The 18,186-nt window shown below is 43.9% G+C and carries 14 protein-coding genes; 9 read left to right on the forward strand and 5 right to left on the reverse strand.

Annotated elements, in window-relative coordinates:
- Positions 1 to 57: 57 nt before the first annotated feature.
- A complete protein-coding gene (locus LW728_RS09625; RefSeq protein WP_287766473.1) occupies positions 58 to 735 on the forward strand; it encodes a C40 family peptidase in 678 nt (225 codons plus the stop codon).
- Positions 736 to 886: 151 nt separating this feature from the next.
- On the forward strand, positions 887 to 3,991 hold the full coding sequence (locus LW728_RS09630) for an efflux RND transporter permease subunit (RefSeq protein WP_287671419.1): 3,105 nt from the start codon (positions 887 to 889) through the stop codon (positions 3,989 to 3,991).
- A 588-nt stretch (positions 3,992 to 4,579) separates the two neighbouring features.
- Here the strand turns inward: LW728_RS09630 and LW728_RS09635 are convergent.
- The 3 genes from LW728_RS09635 to LW728_RS09645 form a co-directional block, all read right to left on the reverse strand.
- Entirely contained in the window at positions 4,580 to 6,949 is a 2,370-nt protein-coding gene (locus tag LW728_RS09635) for an endonuclease MutS2 (protein ID WP_287766475.1), read from the reverse strand.
- Positions 6,950 to 7,117: 168 nt separating this feature from the next.
- Complete coding sequence (gene psb27 / locus LW728_RS09640) at positions 7,118 to 7,519, reverse strand: photosystem II protein Psb27 (protein ID WP_012265509.1); 402 nt, start codon at positions 7,517 to 7,519, stop codon at positions 7,118 to 7,120.
- Between the two features lie 456 nt (positions 7,520 to 7,975).
- The gene (locus LW728_RS09645) at positions 7,976 to 9,340 is read right to left on the reverse strand and encodes a sensor histidine kinase (RefSeq protein ID WP_287671414.1); all 1,365 of its coding nucleotides are present in this window, start codon (positions 9,338 to 9,340) and stop codon (positions 7,976 to 7,978) included.
- Between the two features lie 242 nt (positions 9,341 to 9,582).
- On the opposite strand from LW728_RS09645, the gene LW728_RS09650 reads away from it, so the two are divergent.
- The 3 genes from LW728_RS09650 (at position 9,583) to LW728_RS09660 (ending at position 11,981) form a co-directional block, all read left to right on the forward strand.
- Entirely contained in the window at positions 9,583 to 10,791 is a 1,209-nt protein-coding gene (locus LW728_RS09650; protein ID WP_287671412.1) for an RNA-guided endonuclease InsQ/TnpB family protein, read from the forward strand.
- A 24-nt stretch (positions 10,792 to 10,815) separates the two neighbouring features.
- Entirely contained in the window at positions 10,816 to 11,508 is a 693-nt protein-coding gene (locus LW728_RS09655) for a response regulator transcription factor (RefSeq protein WP_002801205.1), read from the forward strand.
- A gap of 170 nt (positions 11,509 to 11,678) precedes the next feature.
- Positions 11,679 to 11,981 carry a hypothetical protein gene (locus LW728_RS09660; protein WP_287671410.1) on the forward strand — a complete coding sequence of 101 codons (303 nt, stop codon included), beginning with the start codon at positions 11,679 to 11,681 and terminating at the stop codon, positions 11,979 to 11,981.
- A 59-nt stretch (positions 11,982 to 12,040) separates the two neighbouring features.
- Here LW728_RS09660 and LW728_RS09665 read toward each other — a convergent pair whose 3' ends face one another.
- Complete coding sequence (locus LW728_RS09665) at positions 12,041 to 12,277, reverse strand: ATP-binding protein (protein ID WP_287671408.1); 237 nt, start codon at positions 12,275 to 12,277, stop codon at positions 12,041 to 12,043.
- Positions 12,278 to 12,481: 204 nt separating this feature from the next.
- On the opposite strand from LW728_RS09665, the gene LW728_RS09670 reads away from it, so the two are divergent.
- The gene (locus LW728_RS09670; protein ID WP_287671406.1) at positions 12,482 to 13,045 is read left to right on the forward strand and encodes a Uma2 family endonuclease; all 564 of its coding nucleotides are present in this window, start codon (positions 12,482 to 12,484) and stop codon (positions 13,043 to 13,045) included.
- 224 nt (positions 13,046 to 13,269) lie between these two features.
- Here LW728_RS09670 and LW728_RS09675 read toward each other — a convergent pair whose 3' ends face one another.
- Positions 13,270 to 13,929, reverse strand: a complete 660-nt coding sequence (locus LW728_RS09675; protein ID WP_002803673.1) for an SDR family oxidoreductase — start codon at positions 13,927 to 13,929, stop codon at positions 13,270 to 13,272.
- 123 nt (positions 13,930 to 14,052) lie between these two features.
- Between LW728_RS09675 and LW728_RS09680 the strand changes: the two genes are divergently transcribed.
- The 3 genes from LW728_RS09680 (at position 14,053) to LW728_RS09690 (ending at position 18,075) form a co-directional block, all read left to right on the forward strand.
- Positions 14,053 to 14,757 carry a DUF1997 domain-containing protein gene (locus tag LW728_RS09680; protein ID WP_287766478.1) on the forward strand — a complete coding sequence of 235 codons (705 nt, stop codon included), beginning with the start codon at positions 14,053 to 14,055 and terminating at the stop codon, positions 14,755 to 14,757.
- Between the two features lie 151 nt (positions 14,758 to 14,908).
- A complete protein-coding gene (typA, locus tag LW728_RS09685; protein WP_002803668.1) occupies positions 14,909 to 16,702 on the forward strand; it encodes a translational GTPase TypA in 1,794 nt (597 codons plus the stop codon).
- A gap of 413 nt (positions 16,703 to 17,115) precedes the next feature.
- Complete coding sequence (locus LW728_RS09690) at positions 17,116 to 18,075, forward strand: ribose-phosphate pyrophosphokinase (RefSeq protein ID WP_230400840.1); 960 nt, start codon at positions 17,116 to 17,118, stop codon at positions 18,073 to 18,075.
- The last annotated feature ends 111 nt before the right edge of the window (positions 18,076 to 18,186 follow it).

An 18,186-nucleotide genomic window follows, 5' to 3' on the forward strand; every position in this document is an offset into this window, starting at 1 on the left:
TTCGCTTTTGGCTAGTTGGGCATTTGTTTCTGTCAATATAATTCTGATCTATTTTTTATGAAAATTATCTCTATTCCCCCATCATCCACCCAGGAATATCTCTGTAAAAGAGACTTAAATCTCTACAATTCTCCCAGTTGTCAAGAGTTAGCTACCCAAGCACAACAGGGAAGACAATTAAAATTTATTTCCCTAGAAATTACCGAAAAAGGGCTACAAATTCAGCTAAGGGAGGATAATTATTTAGCTTGGTTATGCGGAGAAGATTTAGATGCAATTGCGGTGGCCACCACAGCTTATCAAAAAATTCCTCTAACTCGTTCAGACATAGAAAAACATATTCCTGATATTATCACTTTTACTCAGGAAGCAAGGAACCGTACCAATCATTATCTCTGGGGTGGAACCCTTGCACCTAATTACGATTGTTCAGGATTAATCCAGGCCGCTTTTGCCAGCTTTGGCATTTGGTTGCCGAGGGATTCCTATCAACAGGAGGCTTTTTGTCAAAAAATAAACCGAGAGGAATTACTCCCAGGAGATTTAATTTTTTTTGGTGATAAAAGAGTTAATCATGTGGCTTTATATCTAGGGAATAATCAATATATCCACAGTTCAGGAAAAGAAACAGGTAACAATGGTATCGCTATAAATCTACTTACTGATGATAGGGATAGCGTTAGTCGTCATTATTATCAAAAATTATGGAGTTTCGGTCGAGTTATGCACAATTAATCAGTTATCAGTGGTAATTATGAATTATGAATTATGAATTATGAAGTGGGAAGAATAGATAAAAATAATCTCCTGACTCCTGACTCCTAACTCCTAACTCCTGACTCCTAACTCCTGACTCCTAACTCCTCACTCTCCCCCATAGGTAATCATGTCAGAAAACATCTCCCTAAGCGGTCTATCAATTCGTCGTCACATAGGAGTATTGACGTTAACTATAGCAGTTATCATCATCGGTCTTTTTTTTCTAAATCGTTTACAAGTAGATTTGCTTCCTTCTATCACTTATCCCCGCATTAGTTTAAGGATGAATGTCCCGGGAGTGTCCCCAGAAGTTATTCTCGAAGAAGTAACTAAACCCCTGGAAGAAGGAATGAGTGCCACCGAGGGAGTAGTGCAAGTTTATTCAGAAACTCGCGAGGGAAGGATGCGAGTAGATTTATTTTTTCAACCGGGGGGAGATTTAAATGTCGCTTTAAACGAAGCTACCGAAAGTTTTAATCGTGTCCGACAAAATTTACCCGATATTATTGAGGAACCGCGCTTAAATAAATTTGAACCCTCTCGTTTACCCGTCTATGAATTTGCTCTCGTTTCTGATACCCTACCCCTAAAAGATTTAAGATTATTTGCCGATGAAGAATTAGGGAGAGAATTAGGGTTTGTGGAAGGAGTGGCAGTGGTGGATGTGATTGGGGGAGTTAGAGAAGAAATTCAAGTTAATATTGACCTGCAGCGATTACAATTTTTAGGAGTGGGATTAAATCAGGTTTTAGACACCCTAAAAAGACGCAATCAGGACATCTCTGGGGGCCGACTACAGGGAGAAACCGGGGAACCTTTAACCCGTGCGGTGGGGAAATTTAAAAACGTAGCGGATATTCAAGATTTAGCACTGACCGATAGTAATAATCCCGAAGAAAAAATCTATCTGCGGGATGTGGCCAGAGTTATCGATGGGACAGAAGAACAAAGAATTTTTGTCACCCTAAATGGAAAAAATGCCGTCAGGGTTAGCGTCCAAAAACAACCGAATGCGAACACGATTGCTGTGGTAGAAGGGGTCAAAAAACGCATTACAGAATTAAAAAAATCCGGGTTAATGACCGGGGGAATACAAGTCGTCACCACTACCGATGAGTCTGTATTTATCCAAAACGCGGTTAATAACGTGGTTTCGTCGGGACTAGCGGGGACAATTCTAGCAGGATTGACTGTATTCGTCTTTCTCGGTTCCCTACGACAGACTTTTATCATTACCCTAGCGATTCCTCTTTCTACCCTCGTCGCAATTATCTGTATGAAGTTATTCGGGTTATCGATAAATGTGTTTAGTTTGGGAGGATTGGCCCTAGGGGTGGGCATCGTGGTGGATAATTCCATTGTCATGCTGGAAAATATTGCCCTCAAAGTTAATCAAAACCAAAATAAGCGAGATTTTTTAGAAATTGCCCGGAATAGCAGCCAAGAGGTAGAATCTGCTTTAGTGGCCTCCACTGCGACTAATCTCGTTTCTATCCTGCCATTTTTATTACTGGGTGGTTTTATTTCCCTGCTGTTTAACGAGATTATCCTTACTATCAGTTTTGCTGTGGCTGCTTCTCTGCTGTGTGCGTTAACCGTTGTTCCCATGTTGGCCAGTCGTTTGTTAAATATGCGGGTTTCTAGTGGTATCCATCGGTTTTGGCTCTTAAAAGTCTTTAGTCAACGTATAGAAGGTTTAACCATCCTCTACGGTCGTTTTTTAGCTAAAATCCTCCACTACAGAATACCTGTTATCCTGCTGGCCTTTTTAATTTTAGGGGGAAGTAGTTTCTATCTCTGGCAATATATCCCCCAGGAAGTCTTTAGTCGTATTCAAACCGGACAGGTGAACGTTTTTGCTCAATTTCCCCCGGGTACCAATTTAAATACTAACCGTCAGGTGATGCGGGAAGTAGAAAAGATTTTATTATCACAGCCGGAAACTGAGTATGTTTTTACTACCAGTGGCGGTTCTCTTTTTGGCACAACTACCAATGAAAATATTTTGCGTGCTTCTAGTACGATTAGTCTCAAAAAAGGCACTAATACAGAAGCCTATATCGAACGCATGAGCAAAGCACTAGAGCAATTAAACCTCGTTAACGTGCGTTTGCGTCTCACCCCCGGTCAAGTGCGCGGTATTATTCTTAATAACTCTCCCTCCGTCGGTGCCGATGTGGATGTGATGTTACAGGGACGAGATGGGAAAACTCTAGAGCAAGCTGGTGAAGAAATCCTCGGTATTCTCGATGAAAAAGTACCTAGTGCGCGTTTTCGTGCCGATGCTGACCCCAGACAACCAGAAATTCAGATTAAACCCGATTGGACCCGCTTAAATAGTTTGGGATTGAGTACCCTGGAAGTGGGACAAACGCTACGGACCGCTATTCAAGGATCGATCCCCACCCAACTGCAACGGGGAGAAAGATTAATCGATATCCGGGTGCAATTAGACCCCAACTCGCGGCAAAAAATTAGTGACATATCACAAATACCTATTTTTGTCAATAGACAAGAAGACTTAAAATTAGCAGATATAGCTAGGATTGAAGGGGGAAAAACCCCCGGAGTCATCCAGAGAATTAATCAGCGTCAAGTTTTTATTATTATCGGCAGTTTGGTCGAGGGAGCGAAATTAAGTGACGCACTCGCGGGAGTACAATCGGTTTTAAACGCTACTCCCTTACCCGATGGTATCAGCATTTTACCCAGTGCTGCTGCCACGTCTAATCAAGAAATTCAGGGTTCTTTGGGTTTATTAGCGGGTTTATCGGTATTTTTAGTCTTTGTGGTCATGGCCGTGCAGTATAACTCACTCATAGACCCTTTGGTGATTATGTTAACCGTTCCTTTGGCCCTAGCGGGGGGAATTTTTGGACTATATTTGACCAAAACCCCGATTAATGCCATTGTCATCGTCGGGGTGGTGTTATTGGTGGGGATTGTGGTTAATAACGGGATTATTATGGTGGAATTAGCCAATCAATTGCGGCAAGAATTCGGTTTTACTCGACTACAAGCCATTTTAAAGGCCGCTCCCCAACGTTTACGACCGATTTTAATGACTACCGTGACCACGGTTTTAGGTTTATTTCCCCTCGCTTTAGGATTGGGAGAGGGGGGAGAATTCCTGCAACCTTTAGGAATTGTCGTTTTTTCGGGTTTGTCTTTAGCAACTCTGTTAACTCTGTTTATTATTCCCTGTTTTTACGTTTTATTCTCCAGAAAATAATCTTCTTGGGAATTATGAATTATGAATTATGAATTATGAATTATGAAGTGGGATAAAAAAAGTCTCCTGACTCCTGACTCCTGACTCCTGACTCCTGACTCCTGACTCCTGACTTCTCACCCAATGTTGGCTAAAGATAAGCAAAAATTATTGATTGACTCCAAAAACTTGAGAATATTTAAATTAACATTCCGCAATATTTATAAATTCTTAAGAATTAATTGAGAAAGATTTTTATTTAACAACGATGTTGTAATGGTTACAGCGATTTGATAGAATTTCATAGTGGCCTATTCTGTGCTTTTTTGGGCGGCAATGGCTGAAACCCTTGCCACACCTAGAAGGTGATCCTAATTAAGACGGGTAAATCAGTCAATTTCACCCACAACGATGATCTTTTTTTTGTGTAGTTTTATTGCAAAAAAAAAGTTTTTTTGACAAAAACCACAAAGTATGAATTATGAATTATGAAGTGGGGAAGTGGGGAAGTGGGGAATTTCAACTAAAACCCTAAAACCCTAAAACCCCATCACCCTATCACCCTATCTCCTGGCTTCTAACCCGACAAAAAACTTTTTGCCGCAAACCCTAAGTTAAATAAGCGATAGTTACCCCCGAACCGCCCTCATTTTGGGGTGCTAATTGAAAGCGTTTTACCTGGGGATGACGGGATAAAAAATCGTGAACACCTTGACGCAATTTTCCCGTCCCTTTACCGTGAATAATCCATAATATACCCGATGGGGTAGCCCTGACGATCGCCTGTTCGATATCCGTTTCTGACTCTGCCACCCTAGAACCGCGAATATCGACGGTATTGTTAGAAGTACGAATTAAAGGGGTCTCCTGGGGTTTTGTGGGAGTTTGGGGCAAATTTTTGGCAGGTTTTGGCACAGTTTCCACTTTTTGACCATCCAAAGACTCAATCTGGTCTAAGGGTAAGGTCATCTTCATCATACCGAAACGCAGGGAAATCTCCTCTGATTCTGGTGAAATTGCTAAAACTTCGGCAGTTTGTCCCAAATTGGGCAAGCGTACCCTTTCCCCCACTTGCGGACGATAATTAACCTTAGTTTTTTCCGTTTTTGGTAATAACCTTTCTGCGATCGCAGTTAACTCCTCTGTGGCTTTTTGGGCATCTCTACCGGTTTTTGTTCCCGCTTGCAATCGACGAATAACATCATTAATCTCTGCTTTTGCCGATAATAAAGCCTTTTGTATCTCCTGTTCCTGATAACGCTTTAATTCTCGCTCTCTCTCCTGTAGAGAATTGGCCCGCGTGGACACCTCTGTATAAAATTTCTCCGTTTGTTGGAGTAATTGACTAGCTTCTTGAGCTTTTGACTCCTGTTCCCGTCTTTGCGCTTCCAAACCAGCAATTACTTGATTTATCTCCTCCGATAACCCCCCCAGATGATTTCTCGCTTCGGCCACAATTTCGGCACTTAATCCCAAACGCTGGGCAATAGTTAAAGCATTAGAACGGCCCGGAATGCCCCATAATAGTCGATAAGTGGGGGAAAGAGTGCGATCATCAAACTCTACCGAGGCATTTTCAAAGCGAGAATCTCGATACTTTAACGCTTTTAATTCCCCGTAGTGAGTGGTAGCCACCGTCAGTAAACTATGATCGGCGAGGTATTGTAAAATAGCGATCGCTAAAGGACTTCCCTCGGCCGGATCCGTACCTGCTCCCACCTCATCGAGTAAAACCAAGGAACGAGAATTTAAAGCCGCTAAAATGCGGACAATCCGGCGAATGTGACCCGAAAAAGTCGATAAACTCTGTTGTAAAGACTGTTCATCCCCGATATCGGCTAAAACCTGATCGAACCAGGGTATCTCTACCGGTTCCCGCGCTGGAATAAACAAGCCCGCTTTCGCCATTAAAGCCGCTAATCCGAGGGTTTTTAAAGTAACGGTTTTTCCGCCGGTATTTGGTCCGGTGATGGCAACAACGCGAATTTCTGGGCTAATCTGCACATTTATTGGTATGACCTCCCCCCCCTGTTCATGGTGTTTTTGCCACCAGAGCAAAGGATGACGCAAATTCCGTAAAGTAATCGTTTCCGAACCATCGATAAAGTGGGGGGGATTACCCTCTAACCATAAACTGTAACGGGACCTAGCGGTGGCCAGATCGAGCCTAGTAGCGATCGCTAGTAAATATTCTAAGTCCTCAAAGGCTTCGGCGATTGTATTACTTAACTGCCGCAGGATTTTTTCTTCTTCGATTTGTTCCAGACGACGATATTGCCGCAGTTGATTGCCTTGGTCAATGATAGAGTGAGGTTCAATGTAAAAAGTCGCCCCTGTGCTGGAAGTATCGTGAATTATCCCGGGTATTTGCTCTTTTTGTGCTGCTTTGACGGGAATCACCCAGCGCTCGCTTCTTTGGGTAATGACCGCTTCTTGGATAGCACCGCCCTGTTTTTGCATGATATCCTGTAATTTTCGGTAAATTCGCTCTCTAATCACCTTCATTTGTCCCCGAATTTCGCGTAATTGGGGACTAGCGCGATCGGATATCCGGCCATCTTCATCGATACAACGGTGTATTTCCTGTTCTATCTCTGGATAGGTGCGAATTTCGGCTACTAACTCTTTTAAAACTGGTATATCTTCCTGTTCGTCAATTAAACGGCGTAAACGTCGCACTCCCGCTAAAGTCGTGGCAATATTTAAAAGTTCCTGTCCCGATAATAACCCCCCCAGATGCGCCCTTTCTAGGGCATCACCGATGTCGCTAATCCCATCAAAGGAAAGACGACTATCTAATTTTTGTTCTAAGCTATAAACTTCTTTGGTTTGGCAGAGTAGGTTTAAACTTTCCTCTTTGCTTTCTGGTAATGGCAATTGACGAATCGCGATCGCACCTAGTTTAGTCGCTGCAAAGGTAGCTAGGTGTTGACATAGCCGCGGCCATTCCAATAATTCTAGGGTTTCGTCTTGAATCAATTTTGTAGTTTTTTATAATACGCTTTGTATTTCTAGTCTAACCAGATTTGGCCTGATTTTTACAGGAGTGGGGTGTGGGGTGTGGGGTGTGGGGAGATGGGGGGATTTCAACTAATACCCCAAAACCTTAACCCCCCAAAACCCTAACACCCAACCCCTAATCTGTATCTAAATTCCTTTCTGGAGAGAGAATTGCACCTGTTTAAATTCTTGTTTTAAACGTTGTTTGAGTTTGTCGGGGATGGGACGGGAACCGTAGGCGGTATAATAACCAGCTAGAGAGTTTAAAGCTGTTTGCATAGTAGTGAAAGAACGCAAACCCCCGGATTTTTTATCTCGTCGGTAGAGGGAGATGTAATCGTTGATTTGTTCCTTTGCTTGCGACTCAACTGCCGCTTTATTCGGGTCATCTTTGACTAAATCAAGGGCTGTGGTTAAACTTTCAATCACCGTCAGGGTATCTTTTCCATAATTGCCCGTTAACCCCGAACTACTAGAACAACCCATCAATCCGATGACCAGGACGAGAACCAAAGCTAATAAGCGAGAAATGTAAGGTTTTAGAGACATATTTTCAACACCATAAGTTAATCCCAAGTCACCTTATCCTATCAGGAAACCGTGACCAGTTCCCCAGGAGAGTCAACTGGCTGCAAAAATCAGGGGTCAAACAGGGGGCAAAGAGCCAAAATATAGGCTTTTTTGGCGGCAAAAGCCCTATTTTTGCCTAAAAGTTGCGATGCCATCAACTCCCTCGGGGTTGATTCTGGGCTAATTCGGGCTGCAATCAGGCACTGGTGGCGGTTTCAGGGTCGATCGAGATTGGATCTTGCGATCGATTAATCTAGAAGATAAGTAGGTAGGTGTTAAAAGTTGTCAGACACCCCCCTTATCAAGGGGGGCAGGGGGGATCCCCCCGCCTATCGGCACCCCCCTTATCAAGGGGGGCAGGGGGGATCAGAGGCAAAATCTATCTTCAATTTAATTATAACTACTTTTGTAATCTTTTGGCCGCTCAAGCTGGAACTAGGGTGAAATGGGCAGTTTGACGGTAAAGCTTGTTCCCTCACCCACTTGGCTATCTAGGGTGATTTCGCCACGGTGGAGTTCGACGCATTTTTTAACCACTGCTAACCCCAATCCCGTGCCAATAATATTTTCCACATTCTGACCCCGATAAAAGGGTTCATAGATCTTACCTCTATCTTCCTCGGCAATGCCGATCCCGTGATCCCGGACTTGAAAAACAATGCGATCGCTATCTTTCCCCAAAATCAAACTAATCCCTGCTCCCGTGGGGGAATATTTAATCGCATTTAAGAGTAAATTACTTAAAATCGAGTAGAGCAGTTTCTCATCTAGATAAGGACGGATCATCAATCCCTGACTGACAAATTTAATCGGCGTATTATTTTTATTGATAAATTGAAAATCCTCGACCAAATTTAAACAAAAAGCTTCAATATCGAGCGGCTCTAGCCGACAACTGAGATTACCAGATTCTGCCCTTGTTAAAATCAAAATATCTGTTAAGAATTGATTCATTAGCTTGACAGAAGACTGGATTCTATATAGGTTTTTTCTGCTCGACTGCTCTGCATCTTTTAAGCCATTTTCTAATAACTGCGAGGCAGAAAGAATTACGGTTAAAGGAGTTCGGAACTCATGGGATATCATAGAAAAAAGCTGAATTTTTAGATCGGAAAGTTCTTTTTCCTGTAGTAATAACCGGTGAATTTCATCACTTTTTTGTCGCCGTTTCTCTTGCCAAAAAACTAAAAAATAAACTCCGCAAATAATCCCAAAGCTAGTAAAAGTTCCCAGTAAACCCAACAGAGAATTTTCGCTAATACTATCCCTAGAACTAGCGATACTACTTCTTAAATTCCTTTTCTGACTAGCTTGTAAATAGGTAAGAAGATTTTGAAACTTATCCCGGACTTCGACACTTTTAACCGTGATTGCATCTTGAGAAATATCATCGGATCGATCGGATTTATAGGTAGCGATCGATTGATTAAATAAAGTAATTCGCCGATACATTAAATCCCCGATCTGAGTCACCATTTCCCGCTCGAAATCCGTGCCGTTTTCTAATTGTTTAGCCAAGAGTTGCCAGTTAGATTGCATCAAAGCGATCGCCCGACGATGACGGCCCAATTCACTGGGGCTGCCAGTTTTGATATAACCCCGTCTTCCCGATTCGGCCACCGCCATGTTAGCGTAAAGATTACTGAGATTATCGATGATCTCGTAGGTAACTTCCACCTCGGCAGCGCGCTGACGCAGAGCGAGGGTATTGCGATAGGAAACTAGGCTAATAGTTCCCATCAATAAGACAGTTAGCCCGAAACCTCCCGCGATCCATTTTCCTTGTTTGAGCCAATTCATCAGCAGCAAACCGAAGCTATTTCCAGCTTACTCTATCTAAATGGAGCAAGAGGACTCCCGTTAAATTTCTCCTTAATTAAAAATATACCAGAAATTAACGGGAGATGAATTGCCCCCAGAATCTAAACTAACGCGACAGCGTTTCCTAATAAGGAAAGGCTTGATTCTCAAGGTATGTATGAGCTTGACATATTTAAGCGGTAAGTGTTATAGTGGAAAGATAACACAGATGGGTCAGGCTGATGTTAAATGTTTTAAAAGTGAGAATATACCCAAACAAAAAACAGGAACTAGCCTTAGCTAAAAACTTTGGTTGCGTCCGTTTTGTTTGGAATTACTACTTAAATAAAACTAACAATCAGTACCTAGAGACTGGTAAAGGAATGACCTACTGTGACATGGCAAAAGACCTTACCCAACTCAAGAAACAACTGGATTTTGAATGGTTAGCTGAGGCTACTGCCGCTACCTTGCAGCAATCATTGAAAAACTTAGAATCTGCTTTTAAGAACTTCTTCTCAAAAAGAACAAAATTCCCTAAATTTAAAAGTAAGAACAAAAAACAATCAATCCGTTATCCTGAAAGTTGTTCAATTAGAAATAAGGGAATTAAGCTACCTAAATTAGGGGTTGTAAAAGCTAAGATTTCTCAAGTAATAAATGGTAAGATTAAATCCGTAACTGTTTCTAAAACCAGTACAGATAAATATTTTGCTGCCATCTTGTTTGAGATGGATGACTCAACAACCATTGAAAAACTAAAAATATCAGGGATAGACCTAGGTTTATCTTCTTTAGTTACGGTTTTTGATGGTGAAACAACCTACAAGATTGACCCAATCAAACCTACCAGAAAATATGCTAAACGTTTAAAGCGGAGACAACAAGCATTGTCTCGTAAAGCCAAGGGGTCTAATAATCGCCAAAAAGCCATTAAGGAGGTAGCCAAGGTTCACGAAAAGATAGCAAATACTAGACAGGATTTTCTTCATAAACTCTCCAGAAAGTTATGCGATGAAAACCAAATCGTTGTAGCCGAGAATCTGAATATTAAAGGGTTAGCAAGGACTAAATTAGCCAAATCAATACATGACGCTGGTTTTGGTATGTTGCTTAATTTCTTGGACTACAAGCTAAAAAGAGAGGGAGGAAAACTTGTAGAAGTTGACAGGTTTTATCCGAGTACAAAACTCTGTTCTTGCTGTGGATTTAAAAATGATTTATTGACTCTCAGTATTCGTGAATGGATTTGTCCAGAATGTAAGACGCAGCACGATAGAGATGAAAACGCCGCCAAGAATGTAAGGGAAGAAGGTATGAGAATACTGTCAACAAATACCGATGGACAGTCGGAATTTCAAGCTTGGGGAGAAACTGTAAGACTCGTTGGTACTTGTACCGAAAAGCGGGTTTCTGTGAATCAAGAATCCCCCGTCACAGCGTCAGCTTGACGGCGGGAGTGTCAAGTCTAGACCATGCGAATTTTAGTAGTAGAAGATGATATGCAACTAGCCGAGATTTTGCGAGAGGCGTTGAGCGAGCGACAATACGTTGTCGATGTGGCTAGAGACGGAGAAGAAGGCTGGAATTGGCTAGAATTAGGCAAATATGACCTTTTAGTTCTTGATGTCACCCTGCCCAAATTAAGCGGAACTTTGCTCTGTCAACGTCTGCGACGAGCGGAATCCCATCATCCCGTCTCTGCTAATGCCACCGTTCCCGTTTTATTATTAACCGCAAGGGATACGGTAATCGATAAAATCGACGGATTAGACGCAGGGGCCGATGATTATGTCACTAAACCCTTCGATTTGGGCGAATTAATGGCGCGGATTCGGGCCTTGATCCGACGCGGCAGCAGCACCAGCAGTGTTTTATTATCTTGGGGGGGTTTGCAGTTAAATCCCAGTACCCACGAGGCCAGTTATAACGGTCAATTTCTTTCCCTCACCCCCAAGGAATTCGCTCTCTTAGAATTACTTGTTACCCATGGGCGCCGGGTCTTAAGTCGATCGGGTATTATTGAGCGAGTTTGGTCTTTGGACGATTCTCCAGCCGAGGAAACCGTTACTTCCCATATTCGCGGTCTTCGTCACAAGCTAAAATCCCTCGGTGCGCCGGAAGACTTTATTGAAACCGTTCACGGTCTTGGTTATCGTTTAAAGTAATATCTGCCTTGGGACAGTAGACAAAATCATTTCTGCACGGAATCTGCACGAAGTTTGCAGAGGGTTTCCATAATCACCCGTTAAATTAGAAAGTTAGACAGGTGCAGGACTTCTAGACAATCAGAGCGGTCAAACCTGTGACTTTCCTCTCCTAAACGGGGCTGCTTGAGATGATTTATACGCGACTTGACTATCACGGCTGGCAGATTGAATTGATCCTAGAAATGCAGGGTTATTCTTTTCAATGTTGGCGAGTGGATGGCAGGGAAGGAATTAGCGATTGCCTAGTTTATGCCACCTCTGAACAAGCTTTAGCCGCTGCCCGACGCAGAGCGGATCTAGAGTCCGCTTGTCTTGCCCTACTGCGATTTCTCAATGATATCGGCGGCCGGAATTATTATCTCAGCCGCGATGATCGCGATGCTCTTAGCCAGTCAATTTTAGAATATGCCCGTCTGGGTGGTGTTTCCTAATTTCTTCCCCGGAAGTTTTCCCCTGATTGAGAATGATTCTCGCTCCGATTTATTGATTTTCAGGCCAGTTTCGGTAATAGAATCGTGACAGTGGTTCCATTACTGGGGATAATAGCAATTTCGATCGAGCTACCGTGTAGTTCCACGCATTTCTGCACCACCACCAAACCCAACCCTGTCCCAGCGATGTGACGGACATTTTTATATAGGGTTTGCGGCAAAAAGTTTTTCGGTGGTGGCAGGGTGTGGGGTGTGGGGTGTGGGGTGTGGGGTTTTACCAGTTTTGAGGTGGCCAATTACCTAATTTTCAGGGAAAAAGTGCCTAAATTTCCCCCCGATCACTCCCAGAGCCAGTACTTTTTGATTGACAAAAGATCTAAAAGTCTTACCCAACAAGGTTTTTAGATTTATTCAGCCAGCCCTGTATAACTGTTTGGATCTTCTCTGCTTTGAGAAATTGCGATAAAATTAACGATCATAGCGATCAATAAAAAAATTTTATGGTTGTCACTGTTAATAATTCCCTGACACTAAGGGAATTTCTGCAATTACCAGAAACTAAACCCCGCAAGGAATTTATTGACGGTCAAATTATTCCTAAACCGATGCCCCAAGGTAAACATAGCACTATTCAAGGTGATTTAGTTCCAGCTATTAACGCCAGTCTAAAACCCCAACGAATTGCCCGTGCCTATCCTGAATTGCGTTGTACTTTTGGCAGTCGTTCTCTAGTTCCTGATGTTTCAGTTTTTCTCTGGGAAAATATTCCCCGCGATGGCGAGGGAAAAGTATTAAATAATTTTGCGATCGCTCCTGACTGGTTAATTGAAATTCTCTCTCCCGATCAAAATCAGACTAAAGTTGTTAAAAATATTCTTTATTGTCTGGATCACGGCACTCAAATGGGGTGGTTAATCGATCCAGAAGAAGAAATTATCTTTGTTTATTTTAGTGATCGAACTATCGCTATTTTTGAATCAGAAAATGCTCTTTTACCCGTCCCCGCTTTTGCTACGAATTTTCAAATCACCCTCGGTCAATTATTTGACTGGTTAAGAGGTTAACGGATTATCAGTTACCAGTTATCAGTTAAGTAGCTGGTTATAATTAAATTAAAAATGGATTTTAGGTTCGATCCCCCCTGCCCCCCTTGATAAGGGGGGTGCCGATAGGCGGGGGGATCCCCCTTAATAAGGGGGGCATCTATGAGTTTTTAGTTTCCAGATTTGAGTTATCAGTTCACTGATTACTGATCACTGATTACTGATAACTGATTACTGTTCACTGTTTAGCTGACACTTTGAAACAATTGGGTCCAATCGAGATTGGGTGCGTCTGAGGGGGCAACAATTTCGAGAATTTTATTGTTAGCGGCGGGATAAAATAAGGATTCTACGCAAACCGAGGCCACTTTTGTGCGGGGAATATTGCCCTCAGAAAGGGTATCGGCGGATGACATTTTAATGGCATTAAGATTATCCTCGTTTTTAAGGCCGCCGGGGCGCACAATCGTGTAGGTTAAGCCACTATTGATTAAATAGTCCTCCGCTTGTTTTTTCCAGAATAAAATTAACCAAAAGAGATTGAGAGGATGGAAAAAGTTCGATACACAGAGGGAAGTAACGAGAACAAAATGTTCGATTCCTTTCTTTTTGGCGGCATCGATGAGATTTTTAGTTCCCAAGTAGTCCACTAACAAAGGTTCCGTGGGATTAAAGCTCGGTCTGGCTCCCGTGGCGCATAGCAAAACGCTACAATCAGCGATGAGTGCCTCTAACTTATCGGCCTGTTGGACATCTCCGACGACGATTTCCACCCCTGCTGGCAAAATTTCTGCCGCTTTCTCTGGGTTTCTCACCAAAGCACGCACGGGAATCTGACGTTCGACTAATTGGGCAACGATTCTCCGTCCCGTTTCCCCCGTGGCTCCTGCTACAAATGCTTTCATCGCTTCTTGACCAAATAGTTTTTAACAATACGTTACACTAATCTCAATTCTACAAATTTCCCTGATCCTTTGGCAGTTAATCCCCAACTGTTTCTAGCACTATCATTTTCCAGGTTTTAAGTCATGCAGCGTCCCCCCATTAACTCCCTAGCTCTCGAATCTGTAGAAGTCAAAGAAGACAATCAATTTCTCGGTTTTCAAACCCATTTTGCCGGATGTATGGATATGTATAGCAATCAGGACAAGGTTGCCGATTATCTGCGCGCTCACGAAGGTTGGTTTTGTCGTTGTGCCGAACCGATGAAAACTCTGCCCTTCGGTGACAATGGTTATATTATCACCATCGGTAAATATGGAGCTTTTGGCTATGAACTGGAGCCGAAAATCGCTGTGGTTCTGGAGCTGCCCGTCAATGGAGTCTATCATACTCGTAGTGTTCCCATTCCCGATCAACCGTTTTTGGGCTATCTAGTGGATTATCAGGCAATTATGAAACTAGAGGAAATGCCGCTATCTTCTCCTAGTCGGGAAATTGAGGCAATTTTTCGACAACAGGGACGGGATATTCCGGCGGTTATCACCCAAGTCACCTGGGAACTGCATATGAATGTTATGGTTAAGTTTCCCAAGTTTATTCATAAAATTCCCCGTCCCATTCTCCAAAAAACCGGTGATAAACTGTTGACACAAATTGTTCGCCAAGTTTCCCCCCGCTTAACCTACAAAGTTCAAGAGGATTTTCACTCTAGCTTCAATTTACCCCTACCCCCTGCCTCCAGTCGTCTTTTCTATCGTCTCGACTCATCCGAGGGTGGGTTGCTTGCTTAGGGTTTGGGGGGCCTGTCAACAGTAATCAGTAGAGCTTGCTGATGGGAAACCAAGGAAAAATAAAGATTTGCTAACGGTGCTGGTCAGTCTAAGCTAGAATTTTAAGAAATGTTTACTTGTAAAAATAAACCTAAGACTACTTCAATATTTTATGTCTCTGCCTATCCGTAACGTTGCTATCATTGCTCACGTTGACCACGGGAAAACCACCCTCGTCGATGCACTCCTCAAACAGTCGGGAATCTTTCGAGAAGGGGAAGATGTACCCACCTGCGTCATGGATTCCAATGACCTCGAAAGAGAACGCGGTATCACCATTCTGGCCAAAAACACCGCCGTTCGTTACCAAAACACCCTGATTAACATCGTCGATACTCCCGGTCACGCCGACTTTGGTGGCGAAGTGGAACGGGTTTTAGGTATGGTGGACGGTTGTATCCTGATTGTCGATGCTAACGAAGGGCCGATGCCCCAGACGCGTTTTGTGCTGAAAAAAGCCCTAGAAAAGGGATTAAGACCGATTGTCGTGGTTAATAAAATCGATCGCCCTAACGTGGATCCTAACCTAGCCGTGGACAAAGTTTTCGATCTGTTTGTGGAACTGGGCGCCGATGACGACCAATGTGATTTTACTACTCTGTTCGCTTCCGGGATGCAAGGATTCGCCAAAGAAAGCCTCGAAGACGAAGACAAAGATATGCAGCCCCTGTTTGAGGCGATTTTACACCACGTTCCACCACCGGCCGGGGACGTTAACAAACCCCTACAGCTGCAAGTAACCACCCTCGATTACTCGGAATACTTAGGACGCATCGTTATCGGCCGCATCCATAACGGCGTAATTAAAGCCGGTCAACAGGCTGCTTTAGTAAAGGATACGGGCGCGGTTGTCAAGGGTAAAATAACAAAACTTCTTGGTTTTGAAGGTCTTAAACGGGTGGAACTAAACGAGGCCAGCGCCGGTAATATCGTTGCTGTGGCTGGTTTTGCCGACGCTAACATCGGAGAAACCGTAACTTTAGCCGATGACCCGCAAGCTTTACCCCTAATTAAAGTCGATGAACCGACCCTACAAATGACCTTCTCGGTGAACGATTCTCCCTTTGCCGGTCAGGAAGGCACTTTTGTCACCTCGCGGCAAATTCGCGATCGTCTGATGCGAGAATTAGAAACTAACGTCGCCCTACGGGTGGAAGAAAGTGATTCCGCCGAGAAATTCCTGGTTTCGGGCCGGGGAGAACTGCATTTAGGCATTCTCATCGAAACCATGCGTCGGGAAGGCTACGAATTCCAAGTATCGCAGCCGCAGGTTATCTATCGGGAAATTAACGGTCAACCCTGCGAACCCTACGAATACCTCGTTTTAGATGTACCCGAAGAAGCGGTGGGTTCCAGTATCGAACGTCTCGGCCAACGGAAAGGGGAAATGCAGGATATGCAGACGGGCAGCAATGGCCGTACTCAATTGGAATTCGTGATTCCGGCCCGGGGTTTAATCGGTTTCCGGGGCGAATTTATCCGTCTGAGTCGCGGTGAGGGGATTATGAACCATAGTTTCCTCGAATATCGTCCTTTCTCCGGGGAATTAGCCACCCGTTACAATGGCGTGATTACTGCCTTTGAGGAAGGAGTGGCCACTTTCTACGCCCTCAAAAACGCCGAGGACCGGGGGGTATTCTTTATTACTCCTGGGACAAGAGTGTATAAAAACATGATTATCGGCGAAAGCAACCGGCCCCAGGACGTGGAGATCAATATCTGCAAAACTAAACAGTTAACTAACCATCGTTCCGCCACCGGGGATGAATTGGTTCAGTTACAATCCCCCGTGGATATGAGTCTCGAACGCGCCCTCGAATACATTGGACCAGATGAGTTGGTAGAAATTACCCCGAAATCGATCCGTCTGCGTAAATTACCGGTGAAAAAGTTAGCCAAACGTTAATCGGTTTTGACAAAATCCGGCGGCAATTTTGCCATGGCCATTGCCGCTAAAAGGGGCAGCAATGGCTCGAAGTTGACATCCTCGCCGCCCTAAAAGTGCGGCGATTCCTAAACCTCACGATTTAAGTTTCTGCTTCCACCACCGTCGCATACCACAGTTAAAAAACCATGTACTGTCTTACACACCGTCCACTTGGTTTTCGAGACTGGCCTTTTAATTCTAACGTAAAGCCAACCTAGAACGGCGGGGTTTCAGACCCAAAATTTCCGATGATCGGTAATTGGTTAAGATTGAGATCTAACAAAGAAATCCACTCAGATTTTCAACAAAACTGAGATGATAGAAAAAAGTGCCTTGAGTTTGAGGGTAAAGAATCTGCTGTGAGCTATTCTGCTACTTTGATGCGACATCCGATGTTTCCCGCCGCGTCGGACAGCAATCGTCTTCGTCTCTTTTCGGGATCCGCTAATGTATCTCTTGCCCAAGAGGTGGCCCGTTATCTGGGCATGGATGTGGGTCCGATGATTCGTAAACGTTTCGCCGATGGTGAATTGTACATCCAGATTCAGGAATCGATCCGGGGCTGTGATGTCTATTTAATTCAACCCTGTTGCAATCCCGTCAACGATCATTTGATGGAATTGTTGATCATGATCGATGCCTGTCGTCGTGCTTCTGCCCGACAAATTACCGCCGTAATTCCCTATTATGGTTATGCTCGCGCCGATCGCAAAACCGCCGGCCGGGAATCGATCGCCGCTAAACTGGTGGCTAATCTGATCACGGAAGCGGGGGCAAGTCGCGTGCTGGCCATGGATTTGCATTCAGCCCAAATTCAAGGTTATTTCGATATTCCCTTCGATCACGTTTACGGTTCCCCAGTGGTGGTGGACTATCTTCTCAGTAAACAATTACCCGATATCGTCGTGGTTTCTCCCGATGTGGGTGGGGTGGCTAGGGCGCGGGCTTTTGCCAAAAAACTCAATGATGCGCCCCTAGCAATTATTGATAAACGCCGGCAAACCCATAATGTGGCGGAAGTGATGAACTTGATCGGCGATGTTAAGGATAAAACGGCGGTTTTAGTCGATGATATGATCGATACGGCCGGTACGATCGCTCAAGGGGCGCAGTTACTGAAAGCCAAGGGGGCGCGACAGGTTTATGCTTGTGCCACCCATCCGGTTTTTTCCGGTCCTGCGATCGAGCGTTTATCCAGTGGCATAGTCGAGGAGGTGATCGTTACTAACACGATTCCCGTCCCCCAAGAACATTTTTTCCCGCAACTGAAAGTCTTGCCGGTTGCCCCGATTCTGGGTGAGGCCATATGGCGCATTCATGAGGACAATTCCGTAAGTAATATGTTTAAATAGGGTCTGCTGAATAAATCTAAAAACCTTGCTGGATAAGACTTTTAGCCTTTTTTGAAATCCAAAAGTACCAGATATGGGAGTGATCAGGGGGAAATTCAGCTACTTTTTCCC

The sequence above is a fragment of the Microcystis sp. 49638_E5 genome (assembly GCF_021300285.1).
Classification (GTDB): Bacteria; Cyanobacteriota; Cyanobacteriia; order Cyanobacteriales; family Microcystaceae; genus Microcystis; species Microcystis aeruginosa_C.